This window comes from Streptomyces sp. AM 2-1-1, assembly GCF_029167645.1.
Taxonomy (GTDB): Bacteria; Actinomycetota; Actinomycetes; order Streptomycetales; family Streptomycetaceae; genus Streptomyces.
The window spans coordinates 3,760,953-3,777,163 of the sequence record NZ_CP119147.1; the positions used below are offsets into that span (position 1 = coordinate 3,760,953).

12 protein-coding genes, 1 pseudogene and 1 riboswitch are annotated in these 16,211 nt (G+C 75.1%); of the genes and pseudogenes, 4 read left to right on the top strand and 9 right to left on the bottom strand.

The genetic code is table 11. From position 1 onward, the window contains the following. Nucleotides 1-16: 16 nt before the first annotated feature. From PZB77_RS16345 to PZB77_RS16360, 4 genes and pseudogenes are all read right to left on the bottom strand, one after another. On the bottom strand, nt 17-313 hold the full coding sequence (locus tag PZB77_RS16345; RefSeq protein WP_275493337.1) for a type II toxin-antitoxin system VapB family antitoxin: 297 nt from the start codon (nt 311-313) through the stop codon (nt 17-19). 355 nt (nt 314-668) lie between these two features. Then, nucleotides 669-2,240 (bottom strand): M20/M25/M40 family metallo-hydrolase, encoded by a 1,572-nt coding sequence (locus PZB77_RS16350; protein ID WP_275493338.1) that lies wholly within the window; start codon nt 2,238-2,240, stop codon nt 669-671. A gap of 155 nt (nt 2,241-2,395) precedes the next feature. After that, nucleotides 2,396-3,010, bottom strand: a pseudogene (locus PZB77_RS16355) (HhH-GPD-type base excision DNA repair protein); the annotation flags it as partial. Nucleotides 3,011-3,083: 73 nt separating this feature from the next. Continuing rightward, nucleotides 3,084-3,515: a YciI family protein gene (locus PZB77_RS16360; protein WP_275493339.1), complete on the bottom strand. Its 432-nt coding sequence runs from the start codon at nt 3,513-3,515 to the stop codon at nt 3,084-3,086. 193 nt (nt 3,516-3,708) lie between these two features. On the opposite strand from PZB77_RS16360, the gene cbiE reads away from it, so the two are divergent. Together cbiE and cobM are read left to right on the top strand one after the other, a co-directional pair. Then, nucleotides 3,709-4,983: a precorrin-6y C5,15-methyltransferase (decarboxylating) subunit CbiE gene (gene cbiE, locus PZB77_RS16365; RefSeq protein ID WP_275493340.1), complete on the top strand. Its 1,275-nt coding sequence runs from the start codon at nt 3,709-3,711 to the stop codon at nt 4,981-4,983. Then, on the top strand, nt 4,980-5,729 hold the full coding sequence (cobM, locus tag PZB77_RS16370; RefSeq protein WP_275493341.1) for a precorrin-4 C(11)-methyltransferase: 750 nt from the start codon (nt 4,980-4,982) through the stop codon (nt 5,727-5,729). Before cbiE ends, cobM begins: the two co-directional genes overlap by 4 nt. Nucleotides 5,730-5,747: 18 nt before the next feature. On the opposite strand, the gene PZB77_RS16375 is transcribed toward cobM, so the two are convergent. After that, nucleotides 5,748-6,914, bottom strand: a complete 1,167-nt coding sequence (locus PZB77_RS16375) for a cobalt-precorrin-5B (C(1))-methyltransferase (RefSeq protein ID WP_275493342.1) — start codon at nt 6,912-6,914, stop codon at nt 5,748-5,750. 14 nt (nt 6,915-6,928) lie between these two features. Between PZB77_RS16375 and PZB77_RS16380 the strand changes: the two genes are divergently transcribed. Beyond that, a complete protein-coding gene (locus PZB77_RS16380; protein ID WP_275493343.1) occupies nt 6,929-7,741 on the top strand; it encodes a cobalt-precorrin-6A reductase in 813 nt (270 codons plus the stop codon). Here the strand turns inward: PZB77_RS16380 and cobJ are convergent. The 3 genes from cobJ to cobG form a co-directional block, all read right to left on the bottom strand. Next, on the bottom strand, nt 7,726-9,171 hold the full coding sequence (gene cobJ, locus PZB77_RS16385) for a precorrin-3B C(17)-methyltransferase (RefSeq protein ID WP_275496088.1): 1,446 nt from the start codon (nt 9,169-9,171) through the stop codon (nt 7,726-7,728). The two genes, PZB77_RS16380 and cobJ, sit on opposite strands and share 16 nt — an antisense overlap. Before the next feature lie 113 nt (nt 9,172-9,284). Then, entirely contained in the window at nt 9,285-9,911 is a 627-nt protein-coding gene (locus PZB77_RS16390; RefSeq protein ID WP_275493344.1) for a precorrin-8X methylmutase, read from the bottom strand. A gap of 134 nt (nt 9,912-10,045) precedes the next feature. After that, entirely contained in the window at nt 10,046-11,389 is a 1,344-nt protein-coding gene (gene cobG / locus PZB77_RS16395) for a precorrin-3B synthase (protein WP_275493345.1), read from the bottom strand. A 208-nt stretch (nt 11,390-11,597) separates the two neighbouring features. Beyond that, a riboswitch (cobalamin riboswitch) is annotated at nt 11,598-11,677 on the top strand. A 54-nt stretch (nt 11,678-11,731) separates the two neighbouring features. Here cobG and cobN point away from each other — a divergent pair. Then, the gene (gene cobN, locus PZB77_RS16400; RefSeq protein ID WP_275493346.1) at nt 11,732-15,340 is read left to right on the top strand and encodes a cobaltochelatase subunit CobN; all 3,609 of its coding nucleotides are present in this window, start codon (nt 11,732-11,734) and stop codon (nt 15,338-15,340) included. 41 nt (nt 15,341-15,381) lie between these two features. Here cobN and PZB77_RS16405 read toward each other — a convergent pair whose 3' ends face one another. Next, nucleotides 15,382-16,173, bottom strand: coding sequence for a VOC family protein (locus PZB77_RS16405; protein WP_275493347.1), 792 nt, complete (start codon nt 16,171-16,173; stop codon nt 15,382-15,384). Nucleotides 16,174-16,211 lie beyond the last annotated feature (38 nt).

The following is a 16,211-nucleotide window of genomic DNA, read 5'->3' on the forward strand; positions in this document are numbered from 1 at the left end:
GTGGGCGGCGCCGAGGTCAGCCGAGTTCGAGCACGCGGGCGTGGAGCACCTGGCGCTGCTGGAGCGCGGCCCGGACCGCGCGGTGCAGCCCGTCTTCGAGGTAGAGGTCGCCCCGCCACTTCACGACGTGCGCGAAGAGGTCGCCGTAGAAGGTGGAGTCCTCGGCGAGCAGCGTTTCGAGGTCCAGTTCACCCTTGGTGGTCACGAGCTGGTCGAGGCGAACCGGACGCGGCGCGACGTCGGCCCACTGGCGGGTGCTTTCCCGGCCGTGGTCGGGGTATGGCCGCCCATTTCCGATGCGCTTGAAGATCACACGGAAAGCCTACCGGGGAACAACCACCCTGCGCAGCCGGGAAAGGGGGGCCGCGATGCCGCTCGAAAGCGAGTGAAACCGTGTGAACCCCACGAAATCGGGAGGCGGATCATCCCGAAGGACGCGGGGGCGGTGCGGCGGACGGGGCCGACGCACCGGTAACGAGAGGGAGTTCACTCCGGCCCGGTGACCGTCGGGAGCGCGGGGTGGTGTCGGGGTGAACGGGAGCGGTCCATGACCTCCGGCGCGGGGAAGGGCGCGAAGCCCTGGCGCGCGTGCCCGTTCGCGCCGTACGCCTGTACGGGTTCCGGTGCCTCTGCCTCCCTCCGTCGCCCCGCTGTCCTGCGGGCGGGAGTCACGCCGCGTCGCGGCCGTGGCCGGTGCGCAGATGACCGCCGCCGTCCCGCCGGTCCGTGCCGGCCGCCGCGGGGAGCGGTCCGGTGAGGGACCGCAGGTCCTGGGAGTAGGTGCCGACCGCGTCCGCGATCACGTCGATGTTCGTCTCGAAGGCCGCCGGATCGACGTTGGAGAGGGTGTCGCAGGCCGCGTGGTAACAGGGGTCGTACGCGATCCCCGCGGTACCGCCGAACACCTCTGCCTGAGCGGCCGACTTGATGCCCTCGGCCCCGGTGTCCGTGCCGCCGGAGGGGATGCCGGCCTCGATGAACGGGCCGTAGTCCGAGCGGCCGGTGAAATCGGAACTCTGGTACGGCGTGGTGCGGCGGTCCAGGAACGCGGTGATGCCCCGCTCCAGTTGGGCGGAGCCGGCCGGGCCGGGGCCCGCTCCGGACGCGTCGGAGTCGTCGCCGTCGAAGACGAACTGGACTCCGTTGGGCGAGGCGATCATGTCGAAGTTGAGGTAGAGCGCGATCCGCCGGCGATCCGCGGCGGTCAGGCCGGCGACGTACGCGTCCGAGCCGACGAGCCCGTTCTCCTCGGCCGACCACCAGGCGAACCGGACGGCGTTGACCGGGGTGCGGTGGGTCGCGGCGAGGCGGAGGGCGACGTCGAGGAGCCCGGCGGAGCCGGAGCCGTCGTCGTTGATGCCGGGGCCCTCGGGGACGGAGTCCAGATGCGCGCCGAACATGACGGTGTGCGCGGGATCACCACCCGGGGTCTGGGCGACGACGTTGCCGGTGGTGCGCTCCTCTTGGCGCTCGCGGAGTTCGAGGGTGACGGTGACCGTGCCGCCGTCGGCCCCGGCGATCGCCTCCGCGAGTCTCTCGCCCTCGGCGCGGGTGATGCCGCCGGTGGGGATGCGGACGGCGGCGGGGTCGCCGAGGGTGCCGGTGAGCTTGCCGTCCAGGTGGTTGGAGATCAGCGCGCCGGCCGCACCGGCCGCTGCGGCCGTCGCCTGCTTCTGCAGGAAGGAACAGCCGCCCCGTACGACGAGCGCGATGCGGCCGGTGACCTCGGTCCCCGCGTAGTCGGCCGCCTCGCATCCGGGCGTCGCGTCCACCGGCACCCGGACCAGCTCGGCGGTGAGACCGCCCTCCGGCGTCGAGGCGGTGTACGTCATCGCCTCGACTCGGGCGTCCCGGGGGGCGGGGGTGACCACGGCCAGTTTTTCGGCGAGCGTCTCGGTCCAGGTGAAGGGGAAGGTGGCGTACCGGGCGTCGTAACCGGCCCGGCGGAGCTGCGTCAGGACGTACGACGCCGAGGCCTCGTGGCCCGCCGACCCGGCGGCGCGGTGGCCGCCCGCCGCGTCGGCCGCCTCCTGGAAACGGCGCAGGTGCTTCAGCGCGCCGGCTGTGGTGGAGGCCGCGACGAGTTCCCGGGAGAGGCGGGCGGCCTCCCGGGCCGGGTCCGGTCCGGCGGCCGGCGGCGGGGTGGCCGCCGTGCCGAGCAGCAGCGGAACGAGCAGCGCGCAGCCGGCGGCCGGCAGCGCACGACGGCGTGGCGGACGGGTCCGTGCGAGGGCGCTCATCGCGCGGTCCGGGGGGAGGCGGAGTGCGAGGCGCGGGCGGTCTTCCCGGCAACCGGTGCCGCCTTCCTGGCGGGAGTCGCGGGAGTCGCGGGAGCCGCAGGATCGTCCGGAGCCGGCGGTGCTGTCTTCGTCGCCTTCGTCGCCTTCGTCGCCGTCTTCGCCGCCCTGGCCTCCGCCTTCGCCCGCTGCTTGAACGCCCGGACCTCGGCGAGCGACTCCGGGCCGGTGATGTCGGCGACCGAACGGTGCGCGCCCTGCTCCCCGTAGGCCCCCGCCGCCTCCCGCCAGCCGGGCGGGCGGACGCCGAATTGCTTGCCCAGCAGCGCCAGGAAGATCTGCGCCTTCTGGGTGCCGAAGCCGGGCAGGGCCTCCAGCCGAGCCAGCAGTTCCGCTCCGGTGGCGGCGTCCGCCCACACCGCGCCCGCCTCCCCGTCGTACTCCGCCACGAGGTACTGGCAGAGCTGCTGCACCCGCTTCGCCATGGAGCCGGGGTAGCGGTGCAGGGCCGGTTTGCCCGTGAAGAGGGCGGTGAACGCCTCGGGGGAGCGGCCGGCGATCTCCCGGGCGTCGAGGTCGTCCGATCCCATCCGCCGGGCCAGCGCGTGCGGGCCGGAGAACGCCCACTCCATGGGGACCTGCTGGTCGAGCAGCATCCCGACGAGGGCGGCCAGCGGGCTGCGCGCGAGCAGTTCGTCCGCTTCCGGCTGCTGCGCGATCCGCAGGGTGGGGACGCCGTTCTCCCCGGATGCTCCGGCGCTGCTCGTGGTCATACTGCCGATGGTGGTGGCGGCCCCGGGCATCGGCGACTCCTGCTGCTGCCGATGGGGGCCGGCGGCCGGGGACTCACGCCGCCGCCGGCTCCTCGGCGGGGCCCTCCCCGATCGGGCGGATCGCCACCGGCCGGTCCGGGGCACCCTCGGGCTGCGGACAGGCGACGACCCGGGCGGCGATCTCGGTCACCCGGTCCAGGTCCGCGCACTCCAGCACCCAGTACCCGGCGGGCAGCACCTGGCTCCGGTCGTACGGGGCGTCGGTGACGACGGGCGGCCCACCGTCCGCGCCCGCCGTCACGAAGCGGGTCCGGTCCGGGGCGGCGAGGCCGTCGCAGGAGAGCATCTCGCCGGACGCGGCCAGGTCGTCGTTGAGCGCCTCCATGTGCGCGAACATCGCCCGGCGGTCCCGCTCGGTCCAGGCCGGGCCGCCCTCGGCCGACGCCGTACCGGACATCGCGTCGTAGTCGGCCTGTGAACCCTGCACCATCACCAGATACCTCATCGTGGATCGCACCTCCGCCGTCGTGCCCCCCGGGTCTCGTCCTTACCATCGGACACCGCGCGGGCCGCACCCGCGAGCGGGCCCGGCGGGCCCGGCCGGTCGTCCTTCGGGCTCCGGCAGTAGAGTGCGGCTTCGTCTCCGCCCGAGGCAGACCCCGAACGTCCCGATCGCCCCGAACCCCGAGGTCCCGGCCGTGTCCACCGCCCCGCCCGCATCCCCCGCGCCCCCGCCCGCACCGTCCCCGGTGGCCGTCGTGGGCATCGGCGCCGACGGCTGGGCGGGCCTCGCGGAACCCGCCCGCACCGCGCTGCTGGAGGCCGAGGTGGTGATCGGCGGCGGACGCCAGCTCGGTCTGCTGCCCGCCGTCTGCGCGGGCCGGCGGGTGGCGTGGCCCATCCCGCTGCGCCCCGCCGTCGGCGGACTGCTCGCCGCCCACCGGGGCAGCCGGATCGCGGTCCTGGCCAGCGGCGACCCGATGTTCTACGGGATCGGCCGGGCCCTCACCGAGGAACTCGGCGCCGGAGCGCTGCGCGTGCTGCCGCACCCCTCTTCGGTGGCGTACGCCTGCGCCCGGCTCGGCTGGCCCGCCGAGGAGACCGAGACCGTCACCCTGGTGGGCCGGCCCGCCGCCCGGCTGCTCGCCGCCCTGCACGACGGCCGCCGGCTCCTGGTGCTGAGCGCCGACGCCACTACCCCGGCGACGGTGGCCGCCCTGCTCGCGGAGCACGGCTTCGGCCCGAGCCGGCTCACCGTCCTCGAACAGCTCGGCTCCGCCGCCGAGTCCCGCCACGAGGGCACCGCCGAGGAGTGGGCCCACCCGGCGGGCGACCCGCTCAACCTCGTCGCCGTGGAGTGCCGGGCCACCCCGGACGCGCTCCGTCTCGGCCTCGTACCCGGGCTTCCCGACGCGGCGTACGAGCACGACGGGCAGCTCACCAAGCGCCACGTCCGCGCCGCCACCCTCGCCGCGCTGGCGCCCGCCCCCGGCGAACTGCTCTGGGACGTCGGCGGCGGTTCCGGGTCGATCGCCGTCGAGTGGATGCGCGCCCATCCGTCCTGCCGGGCGGTCACCGTCGAACGCGACGAGGCGCGCGCCGCCCGGATCGGGCGCAACGCCGACCGGCTCGGCGTGCCCGGTCTGCGGGTGGTGTCCGGCCGCGCCCCGCGCGCGCTCGCCGGCCTGCCCGCGCCGGACGCCGTCTTCATCGGCGGCGGGCTGACCGCCCCGGGGCTGATCGACGCCTGCTGGGAGGCGCTGCCCGCCGGGGGACGGCTGGTCGCCAACACCGTCACGCTGGAGTCGGAGGCGCTGCTCGCCGACCGCTACCGGCGCCACGGCGGCGAACTGGTCCGCCTCGCGGTGGCCCACGCCGTCCCGGTCGGCGGCTTCACCGGCTGGCGCCAGGCGATGCCCGTCACGCAGTGGTCCGTCCGCAAGCCCCACGACCTCCCGGGAGCGACCCCATGACCGTGTACTTCATCGGCGCAGGACCCGGCGCGGCCGACCTGATCACGGTGCGTGGCGCCCGTCTCCTCGCCGCCGCCCCGGTCTGCCTCTACGCGGGCAGCCTGGTGCCCCGTGAACTGCTCGCCGACTGCCCGCCGGACGCGCGGCTGATCGACACCCAGGGCCTGGACATCGAGCAGATCACCGCCGAACTGGTCCACGCCCACGCCGAGGGCCACGACGTCGCCCGGCTGCACTCCGGCGACCCGTCCGTCTTCAGCGCGGTCAACGAGCAGATGAAGCGGCTCGACGACGCCGGCGTGCCCTACGAAGTGGTGCCCGGGGTCCCCGCGTTCGCCGCCGCCGCGGCGGCGCTCAAGCGGGAGCTGACCGTACCGACGGTCGGTCAGACGGTCATCCTGACCCGGATCGCCCAGCGGGCCACCGCCATGCCGGAGGGCGAGGACCTCGCGACGCTCGGCCGGAGCGGTGCCCTGCTCGTGCTCCACCTCGCCGCCCGGTACGCGGACCGGGTGGTGGAGGAGCTGCTGCCGCACTACGGGGCCGACTGCCCGGCCGCCGTGGTGGCGATGGCCTCCCGGCCGGACGAGATCGTCCTGCGCGGCACCCTGGCGACGATCGCCGGCCAGGTGGAGGAGGCCGGGGTGATCCGTACGGCCGTCATCATGGTCGGGCGGACCCTGGGCGCGGAGCAGTTCCGCGACAGCCACCTCTACTCGCCGCACCGCGACCGCCCCACCTGCTGAGGAGGCCGCGGCCGGGGTTCAGCGGACCGCGCTGCGCCCGACCACCGTCCCGGCCCGGTCGACACAGATCACGTCCACCGCGACCGGGGCCCCGCGCAGGACCGCGAGCGCCTGGTCCCGGGCGGCCACCGCCACCAGATCGCCCAGCGGGACCCCGGCCGCCGCGCACGACTGGAGCGCGGCGAGCCCGGTGTTGGCGCTCGCCACCGCCGCGGCCAACTCCTCGTCCGCGCCGCCCTCCCGGGCCAGCCCGGCGAGGAACCCCTTGTCCACCTGGGAGCGCGCCGAGTGCAAGTCCAGGTGGCCCGCGGCGAGCTTCGACAGTTTGGCGAAACCGCCGCATACGGTGAGCCGGGGCACCGGATGACGGCGTACGTACTTGAGCACCGCCCCCGCGAAGTCGCCCATGTCCAGCAGGGCGATCTCCGGCAGGCCGTACTCCGCGACGACCGTCTTCTCCGAGGTCGAGCCGGTGCACCCGGCCACATGGGTCTGCCCGGCAGCCAGTGCCACGTCGACCCCGCGCCGGATCGAGTCGATCCACGCGGAGCAGGAGTACGGCACGACGACCCCGGTGGTGCCGAGGATGGAGAGGCCGCCGAGGATGCCGAGGCGACCGTTCCACGTGAAACGTGCGATCTCCTCGCCGTCGTCCACGGAGACCGTGACCTCCACGTCCCCGGTGCCGCCGTGCTCCGCCGCGACCCGGGCCACGTGGTCGCGCATCAGCTGCCGGGGCACCGGGTTGATGGCCGGTTCACCGACGTCCAGCGGCAGGCCGGGCAGGGTCACCGTGCCGACGCCGGGGCCCGCCCGGAACACCACGCCGGAGCCCGGCGGCAACGCCCGTACCGTCGCCCTGACCAGCGCCCCGTGGGTCACGTCCGGGTCGTCGCCGGCGTCCTTGACCACCCCGGCGGTCGCGGTGCCGTCCGCCAGCGACTCGACGGCGAGCGCGAAGGCGGGGGTCTGGCCCTTCGGCAGTGTGATGGTCACCGGGTCCGGGAACTCCCCGGTCAGCAGCGCGGTGTACGCGGCGGTGGTGGCCGCCGTCGCGCAGGCGCCGGTGGTCCATCCGGGCCGCAGACCGGTGTGCTTGAGTTGGGCCTCCCGGCCGCCCTCCGCCTCACCGGCCGTCCCCCCGTCCGCCCCGCCGCGGACTTCGCCGCTCGCCTCACTGCTCATGGAGAGACCCCCGGATGGTGCCGATGTCGCCGGTGAACACGCCCGCCCACGTCCTCGTGCTGGGCGGCACGACGGAGGCCCGACGGCTCGCGGAGGCGCTGGCCGCCGAGGCGCCGGACGGAGGCAGGGAGCGCCTGCGGGTGACGAGTTCGCTCGCCGGGCGGGTGGCCCGGCCGGTGCTGCCTCCGGGCGAAGTCCGCGTCGGCGGCTTCGGCGGTACGGAGGGTCTCGCCGCGTGGCTGCGGGAGCACCGGGTGGATGCGCTCATCGACGCCACCCATCCTTTCGCCGGAACGATCAGTTTTCACGCGGCCAGGGCCGCCGCCTCGGTCCATGTTCCCCTGCTGGCGCTCCGCCGCCCCGGCTGGGTCGCCGGCCCGGGTGACGACTGGCACCCGGCCGGCTCCCTGGCGGAGGCCGCCGCACTGCTGCCCTCGCTCGGTGAGCGGGTCTTCCTCACCACGGGGCGGATGGGACTGGCGGCGTTCGCGGGGCTGGACGCGCACTGGTTCCTGATGCGGTCGGTGGACGCGCCCGAGGCGCCCCACCCGGCTCGGGGCGAGGTGCTGCTCGACCGGGGGCCGTTCACCCTGGCGGGAGAGCGGGAGCTGATCCGCCGGCACCGCCTGGAGGTGCTGGTCACCAAGGACAGCGGGGGCGCCGCCACCGCGCCCAAGCTGGCGGCGGCCCGGGAGGCGGGGATACCGGTCGTGGTCGTGACCCGGCCACCGGTCCCCGAGGGGGTGCCGGTGGCCGGGTCACCGGCCGAGGCCCTGGCCTGGCTGGACACCCGCCTCTGCCGTGCGCCGCGTCACTCCTCCGGGTAGCGGCGCGGGGTCCAGACGACCGAGGTGCCGTCGGGCCCGTCCACCCGGCGGGTCTGCGAGGACCCGATGATCAGCAGGGTGCGCATGTCCACCTCGGCCGGGTCGAGATCGGCGAGGCGTACCGTGCGCACGCTCTCCGCGGGCCCGCCGACGTCCCGGGCGAGGACGACGGGGGTGTCCGGGGAGCGGTGTTCGAGGAGCAGGTCGCGGGCCTTGCCGACCTGCCAGGTCCGGCTCTTCGAGCCGGGGTTGTAGAGCGCGATGACCAGGTCGGCGGTGGCCGCCGCGCGCAGCCGTCCGGCGATGACCTCCCAGGGCTTGAGCCGGTCGGAGAGGGAGATCGTCGCGTAATCGTGGCCGAGCGGGGCGCCCGCGCGGGCGGCGGCGGCGTTCGCCGCGGTGACCCCGGGCAGGACGCGTACGGGGACGCCCGCGTAGTCGGTGTGCGCGGCGGCCTCCAGGACCGCCGTCGCCATGGCGAAGACCCCCGGATCGCCGCCCGAGACCACGGCCACCCGCTGTCCGCGCCGGGCCAGGTCGAGCGCGAACTCGGCGCGTTCGGCCTCCACCTTGTTGTCCGAGCCGTGGCGGACCTGGCCGGGTCGGACCGGTACCCGGTCCAGGTAGGTGGTGTAGCCGACCACCGCGTCGGCGGCGGCGAGCGCCCCGCGCGTCTCGGGCGTCAGCCAGAGCGGGCCGGCCGGTCCGGTGCCGACCACCACCACCTCGCCGGAGCCGGGTTCCGGCTCGGGGCGGGGGGCGCCGACCCGGCTGGGCAGGACGGCGACCGCGAAGTACGGCACCGAGCCGGTCTCCACCTCCGCGAGGTCGCCGGTGCGCTCCCCGGCCATGGTGGCGCGTTCGACGTACCGCGCCTCGGCCAGCCGCCCGGACGCCTCGAAGGCGCGGCGCACCGCCGGGAAGGTCCGGCCGAGCTTCATCACCACGGCGGAGTCGGTCGACGCGAGCCGGGCCGTCAGCTCCTCCTCCGGAAGGGTGCCGGGCAGGATCGTGAGGATCTCCTCGCCCTCGACCAGGGGGGTGCCGAGCCGTGCGGCGGCGGCGCTGACCGAGGTGACCCCGGGGACGACCTCGGCGGTGTACCGGTCCGCCAGCCGCTTGTGCATGTGCATGTACGAGCCGTAGAAGAGCGGGTCGCCCTCGGCGAGGACGGCCACCGTGCGGCCCGCGTCGAGGTGCGCGGCGAGCCGGGCCGCCGCCTCGGTGTAGAAGTCCTCCAGCGCGCCCCGGTAGCCGCCCGGATGGTCGGTGGTCTCCGTGGTGACAGGGTAGACCAGCGGCTCCTCGATGTGGTCCGGCCGGATGTGTGCGGCGGCGATCGAGCGGGCGATCGAGCGGCCGTGCCGGGCGCTGTGGAAGGCGATGACGTCGGCCTCGGCGATGGCCCGCACCGCCCGGACGGTCATCAGTTCCGGGTCGCCGGGGCCGAGGCCGACCCCGTAGAGTCGGCCCCTGCCCCCGGCGCCGGTGGAGTCGGCCCCGGGTGCGTGTCGGGCGGTCTCGTTCGCCGCCACGGTCCCGGTCACTCCTCCTCGCTCGCGAGGGCGTTGACGGCCGCCGCAGCCAGGGCGCTGCCGCCGCGACGGCCGCGCACCACGAGGTGCTCGACCCCGGAGACGTGCGCCGCGAGGGCCTCCTTGGACTCGGCCGCGCCGATGAAGCCGACCGGGACACCGATGACGGCGGCGGGCAGCGGGGCGCCCTCCTCGATCATCTCCAGCAGCCGGAAGAGCGCGGTGGGCGCGTTGCCGATGGCGACGACCGAGCCCTCCAGCCGGTCCCGCCACAGCTCCAGTGCGGCGGCGCTCCGGGTGGTCCCCAGGGTCCGGGCGAGCTCGGGCACCGCGGGGTCGGAGAGGGTGCAGACGACCTCGTTGTCCGCGGGCAGCCGCTTGCGGGTGACCCCGCTGGCGACCATCGCCACGTCGCAGAGGACCGGCGCGCCGGCGCGGAGCGCGGCGCGGGCGTGGGCCACGGCCTTGGGGGAGAAGGCGAGGTCGCGTACGAGGTCGACCATGCCGCACGCGTGGATCATCCGGACCGCGACCTGGCCGGCGTCGGCGGGCAGGCCCGAGAGATCCGCCTCCGCGCGGATGGTGGCGAAGGACTGGCGGTAGATCGCCGGTCCGTCCTTCTCGTACTGATGCACAGTCCTGTCACTTTCTTCGGTCGGGTCTTCGGTCGGGCCCCCGGGCCCGCCGGTGGTGCGCCGGGCGGCCGGGGACGGTCCGGGGCACGGGCGGGCTCCGGTGCCGCGGGGAAGGGGTTCAGGTGCTCAGGTGGTCAGGCACGGATGCCCCGGGCCGCGGCCACGGCGGCGGCGAGCGCGGCCGGATCGTCCCGGACGGTCACCGGGGTGGCCCGGGTGTCGCCCCGTACGTGGGTGATCCGGCGCCCTTCGGGGGTGGCGACCACGTCGATCCACTCCCCGTGCGGGTGTCCGCAGCGGCGTTCGCAGCCGGACCAGTACACCGGCAGCCGGCCGGCGGGTCCGAGCGCGGCCTCGGCCTCGGCCCGTACGTCGGCCAGCGACTTCGCGCAGCCGGGCCGTCCGACGCAGGCGCCGACGCCGGACCAGGGGGAGCCCGCTCCGGTCACCAGCCCGGCACCGGCGAGCGAGTCGAGCGCCTGCCGGGCGGCCGCGGCGTCCAGGCCGGGGACGACGACCCCGCGCCACGGGGTGCAGCGCAGTTCGCCGGAGCCGTGGTGTTCGGCGGTCTCCAGGAGCGCCCGCCACCGCCCTCCGGTCAGCCGGCCCATCGGTACGCCGACGTGCAGCGCGGTCCGGCCGTCGGGGCCGGTGACGGCGCCGGGCGCGGGAGCGCCGGCTGCGGCAGGCTCGCTCGGGGCGGCCTGCGCGGCCTGCGCGGGCCGCTCGGCCGGCGGTACGAGGCCGGCACGGCGGGCGACCTCGGCGGGGAGGGCGGCGCGGACGTCCTCGGGGAGGGCGGAAACACGCCAGATGCCCGGGTCGGCCGCCAGGTCGAGGAACGCCTCGGCGGCGAGCAACGCGGCGCGGGGGGCCGCTGCGCAGGGGACGGGGAGCGGGGTGCCGGTGTCGCCGGGCCCGATCCGCAGTGTCGCCCGGCCGTCCGGACCGGCGAGGAGGTTGAGGTCGGCGCCGAGCGCGGTCATGTCGCCGCGACCGTCGTCGAGCGCGAAGAGGAAGCGGCCGGAGAGGGCGGCGGCGCGTTCGCTCCCGCAGAGCAGCGCGTCCAACTCGACCAGCCAGGAGCGGAGTCCGCCATGGCCGAGACCGTCGAGCCCGGCGAGCGGGGAGGCGACGACATTCCGTGCCCGCTCATGGTGGACGGACGGCAACAAGCCCGCGGCGACAAGGAGTTCGGAAAGCTCGGGACCGTGCTCCCGCTCCAGTCCCCGTAGTTGGACGTTCCCGCGCGAGGTGAGGTGCAGTGCGCCGTCGCCGAGCCGCTCGGCGGCGTCGAGCAGGACACGGCCCTGATCGGCGGTCAGCACCCCGCCGGGTATCCGTACCCGCGCCAGCGCACCGTCGTCCGCCCGGTGCAGCCGCAGCGCACCGGGGCAGGCGTCGCCGCCGCCGTCCCGGGCGACGGCGGCCACGGGGGAACCGGGCGAATCGGCGGTTGCGGACATGGCGGCGAGCATACCCACCGCGTTCAGGACGTCACCGGCCGATCGATGTGACCTGTGCCGCGCGGGCGCACGGCGGCCGGCGCCGGGCGGGGTGCGCGGGTGGAGCCCGGGGCCGGGCGGGTGGAGGCGTTCCGGGACGCCCCCTGCCGCGCCGGGGACGCGTCTTCTAGGATGCTGCACGGCGGTCCGTTCGGTCCGCCGACGCCAGACGGCGCCATGGGAGGAAGCCCGGTGAGAATCCGGCGCGGTCCCGCCACTGTGAGTCCGGTCCGCTGACGCGGCCGGACGAGTCAGGAACTCCCGCCGTCCGACACCGCCCGGGGCGTGGACACCCCGGGGAAGGGCTGACTCGGCATGATCCTGCTTCTGTCGACTTCCGACACCGACCTGCTGAGCGCCCGCGTCTGTGAGGGCCCGGTCCGCTACAAGTACGCCAACCCCTCCCGCCTCCCGCTCGACACGCTCCCCGCGCTGCTCGACGGCGCCGACCTCGTCGTGGTGCGCCTCCTCGGCGGGGTGCGCGCCTGGGAGGAAGGGCTCGACCAGGTGCGGGCCGCCGGCCTCCCGGTCGTCGTCCTCACCGGCGAACAGGCCCCCGACGCCCAGCTGATGGCCGCGTCCACGGTCCCGATCGGTATCGCGGCCGAGGCCCACGCCTACCTCGCGCACGGCGGGCCGGACAACCTCGACCAGCTGGCCCGGTTCCTCTCCGACACCGTGCTCCTGACCGGCCACGGCTTCGAGCCGCCCGCCCCGGCCCCCGCCTGGGGCCCGCTGGAGCGGACCGCCCGCGCCCTCCCGGACGACGCGCCCACGGTGGCGGTGCTCTACTACCGCGCCCACCACATGAGCGGCAACACCGCCTTCGTGGACGCGCTCTGCACCGCGGTGGAGGACGCCGGTGCCCGCGCCCTCCCGCTGTACGTGGCCTCGCTCCGTACCCCCGAGTCCGCGCTGATCGGCGCACTGCGCGCGGCCGACGCGATCGTGACCACGGTCCTCGCGGCCGGCGGCACCCGTCCCGCCGAGGCGTCGGCGGGCGGCGACGACGAGTCCTGGGACGCGGGCGCCCTGACCGGGCTCGACGTACCGATCCTGCAGGCGCTCTGCCTGACCGGCTCACGCCGTGCGTGGGAGGAGAACGACGAGGGCGTCTCGCCGCTGGACGCCGCCACCCAGATCGCGGTGCCGGAGTTCGACGGGCGCCTGATCACGGTGCCGTTCTCCTTCAAGGAGATCGACGCCGACGGCCTGCCCGCGTACGTCCCCGACCCCGAGCGGGCCGCCCGGGTCGCCGGGATCGCCGTCCGGCACGCCCGGCTGCGGCACATCCCGAACGCGGAGAAGCGGATCGCCCTGGTCCTCTCCGCGTACCCGACTAAGCACTCCCGCATCGGCAACGCCGTCGGCCTGGACACTCCGGCGAGCGCCGTCGCGCTGCTGCGGCGGCTGCGCGCGGAGGGGTACGACTTCGGGCCCGAGGACCGGATCCCGGGGCTGGTCTCCGGCGACGGCGACGAGCTGATCTACGCCCTGATCGAGGCGGGCGGCCATGACCAGGAGTGGCTGACCGAAGAGCAGTTGGCCGCGAACCCGGTGCGTATCCCGGCCGCCGACTACCGCCGCTGGTTCGCCACGCTCCCCGCCCGGCTGCGCGCGGAGGTGGAGGAGCACTGGGGGCCGGCGCCCGGCGAGATGTTCGTGGACCGGTCGGCGAACCCGGAGGGCGACATCGTCCTCGCGGCGCTGCGGCGCGGCAATCTGCTGATCCTCATCCAGCCGCCGCGCGGCTTCGGCGAGAACCCGATCGCGATCTACCACGACCCGGACCTGCCGCCCTCCCACCACTACCTGGCCGCCTACCGCTGGATCGCCGCTTCCGCCGAGGACAACGGGTTCGGCGCCGACGCGATGATCCACCTCGGCAAGCACGGCAACCTGGAGTGGCTGCCCGGCAAGAACGCAGGGCTCTCCGCCGCCTGCGGTCCCGACGCGGCCCTCGGAGACCTCCCGCTGGTCTACCCGTTCCTCGTCAACGACCCCGGCGAGGGCACCCAGGCCAAGCGCCGGGTGCACGCCACGCTGGTGGACCACCTGGTGCCGCCGATGGCCCGCGCCGACAGCTACGGCGACATCGCACGGCTGGAACAACTCCTCGACGAGCACGCGCAGATCGCCGCGATGGACCCGGCGAAGCTGCCGGCGGTCCGCGCCCAGATCTGGACGCTCATCCAGGCCGCGAAGCTCGACCACGACCTCGGGCTCGACGACCGCCCCGAGGACGAGGGCTTCGACGAGTTCATCATGCATCTCGACGGCTGGCTCTGCGAGATCAAGGACGTCCAGATCCGCGACGGCCTGCACGTGCTGGGCAACCCGCCGGCCGGCAACGACCGGGTCAACCTCGTCCTCGCGGTGCTGCGCGCACGCCAGATCTGGGGCGGTACGGCCTCGCTGCCCGGCCTGCGCGAGGCGCTCGGCCTGGACGAGTCGGCCGCCACCCGCACCGCCGCCGACGAGGTGGAGGAGCAGGCGCGCGCCCTGGTCCAGGCGATGGAGGACGCCGGCTGGGAACCGTCCGCCGTCGCGGAGGTCGCGGCCGGACACCCGTCCGCCGTCGCCGACATCCTGGACTTCGCGGCCACCGAGGTGGTGCCGCGCCTCGCCGCCACCACCGACGAACTCGACCACGCCGTTCACGCGCTGAACGGCGGCTTCGTGCCGGCCGGGCCCTCGGGTTCGCCGCTGCGGGGCCTCGTCAACGTGCTGCCGACCGGCCGCAACTTCTACTCCGTCGACCCGAAGGCCGTGCCCTCCAAGCTCGCCTGGGAGACCGGCCAGGCGCTCGCCGACTCGCTGCTGGAGCGTTACCGCGCCGACAACGGCGAGTGGCCCTCCTCGGTCGGCCTCTCGCTCTGGGGCACCAGCGCGATGCGCACCGCGGGCGACGACATCGCCGAGGCGTTCGCGCTGCTCGGCATCCGTCCGGTCTGGGACGACGCCTCGCGCCGCGTGACCGGCCTGGAGCCCATCGGCCTGAAGGAGTTGGGCCGCCCGAGGATCGACGTCACGCTCCGCATCTCCGGCTTCTTCCGGGACGCCTTCCCGCACACCGTGGGGCTGCTCGACGACGCCGTACGGCTGGCCGCCTCGCTCGACGAACCGGCGGAGCACAACTTCGTACGCGCCCACACCCAGGCGGACCTCGCCGAGCACGGTGACGAACGCCGGGCCACCACCCGGATCTTCGGCTCGCGCCCGGGGACGTACGGCGCCGGCCTCCTCCAGCTCATCGACTCCCGCGACTGGCGCACCGACGCCGACCTCGCCGAGGTCTACACGGTGTGGGGCGGCTACGCCTACGGCCGGGAGCTCGACGGGCGTCCGGCCCGCGAGGAGATGGAGACCGCGTACAGGCGCATCGAGGTCGCCGCGAAGAACACCGACACCCGTGAGCACGACATCGCGGACTCGGACGACTACTTCCAGTACCACGGCGGCATGGTGGCGGCCGTGCGCGCGCTGAAGGGCACCGCCCCCGAGGCGTACATCGGCGACTCCACCCGCCCGGAGACCGTCCGCACCCGCACCCTGGTCGAGGAGACCTCCCGCGTCTTCCGCGCGCGCGTGGTCAATCCCCGCTGGATCGAGGCGATGCGCCGCCACGGCTACAAGGGTGCCTTCGAACTCGCCGCGACCGTCGACTACCTGTTCGGCTACGACGCCACGACCGGGGTCGTCGCCGACTGGATGTACGACAAGCTCACCCAGACGTACGTGCTCGACCCGGAGAACCGGGAGTTCCTCCAGCGGGCCAACCCGTGGGCGCTGCACGGGATCGCGGAACGCCTCCTGGAGGCCGAGTCGCGCGGGATGTGGGCGAAGCCGGACCCGGCCGTCCTGGACGCACTGCGCCAGGTGTTCCTGGAGACCGAGGGCGAGCTGGAGGGCGGGGAGGACTGACAGTCCCGGCCGGACCCCTGGCGGGGGCCCGGCCGGAGTCCTCACATCCGGGGGGCGGGCTTCAGCAGGGCGAACACCGCGCCGAAGGGGTCGGCGAGCCAGGCCATCCTGCCGACGTCGGGCATGTCCGCCGCCGGCATCAGCACGGACCCGCCGTGCGACCGGGTCGCCCCGACGGTGGCGTCGACGTCCTCCACGTGGAAGTAGGGGACCCAGCGGGAGTGCCCGCCGCCGCTCGGCGCGTCGTCGTCCGCCGGAGCGACCCCGCCGAAGGTGGTGTCCTGGAGTTCGCCGTCCTCGGTGCTCAGCACCCGGTACGTCATCCCGGGCACCGGCATGTCCTGGCTCCGCCAGCCGAACAGGCCCTGGTAGAAGGCGAGGTCCGCAACCGGGTCGGCGACGTGCAGCTCCACCCAGATCAGGCTGTTCGGAGCGGAGGCGAGCTCGAAGCCGGCCGTCCGGCCGGGCTGCCAGAGGGCGAAGTCGGCGCCCTGTGCGTCCGTGACCTGGGCCAGCATCCCCTCGCCCATGACGTCCATCGGTTCCGCCCGGACCGTTCCGCCGCCGTCCCGGACGGCCTGGACCGTGGCCCCGATGTCATCGGTCTTGAAGTGGACCGTCCAGGCGGAGGCGGCCCCCTCCTCGGTGAGCGGGCCGATCGCCGCGACGGTCTTCCCCTCCACCTGGAAGAACGCGTACCCGCCCGTGTCGGGCCCGGCGGACGCGATCCGCCACCCGAAGACGGCGGCGTAGAAGGTGGCGGCCGCCTCGGTGTCGGGACTGCCGAGGTCGAGCCAGTTGGGCGATCCGGTACGGAAGTCGGTGCCGAGCATGGAGTCCTCCTGGGGAGCGGGTGGTGGCGGGGCGGAGG

Bases quoted from the DNA above. Each gene is read 5' to 3' on its own strand.
- PZB77_RS16350 (WP_275493338.1), bottom strand. From the start codon at position 2,240: ATGAGCGCCCTCGCACGGACCCGTCCGCCACGCCGTCGTGCGCTGCCG.
- PZB77_RS16360 (WP_275493339.1), bottom strand. From the start codon at position 3,515: ATGAGGTATCTGGTGATGGTGCAGGGTTCACAGGCCGACTACGACGCG.
- cobM (WP_275493341.1), top strand. From the start codon at position 4,980: ATGACCGTGTACTTCATCGGCGCAGGACCCGGCGCGGCCGACCTGATC.
- PZB77_RS16375 (WP_275493342.1), bottom strand. From the start codon at position 6,914: ATGAGCAGTGAGGCGAGCGGCGAAGTCCGCGGCGGGGCGGACGGGGGG.
- PZB77_RS16380 (WP_275493343.1), top strand. From the start codon at position 6,929: ATGGTGCCGATGTCGCCGGTGAACACGCCCGCCCACGTCCTCGTGCTG.
- cobG (WP_275493345.1), bottom strand. From the start codon at position 11,389: ATGCTCGCCGCCATGTCCGCAACCGCCGATTCGCCCGGTTCCCCCGTG.
- cobN (WP_275493346.1), top strand. From the start codon at position 11,732: ATGATCCTGCTTCTGTCGACTTCCGACACCGACCTGCTGAGCGCCCGC.
- PZB77_RS16405 (WP_275493347.1), bottom strand. From the start codon at position 16,173: ATGCTCGGCACCGACTTCCGTACCGGATCGCCCAACTGGCTCGACCTC.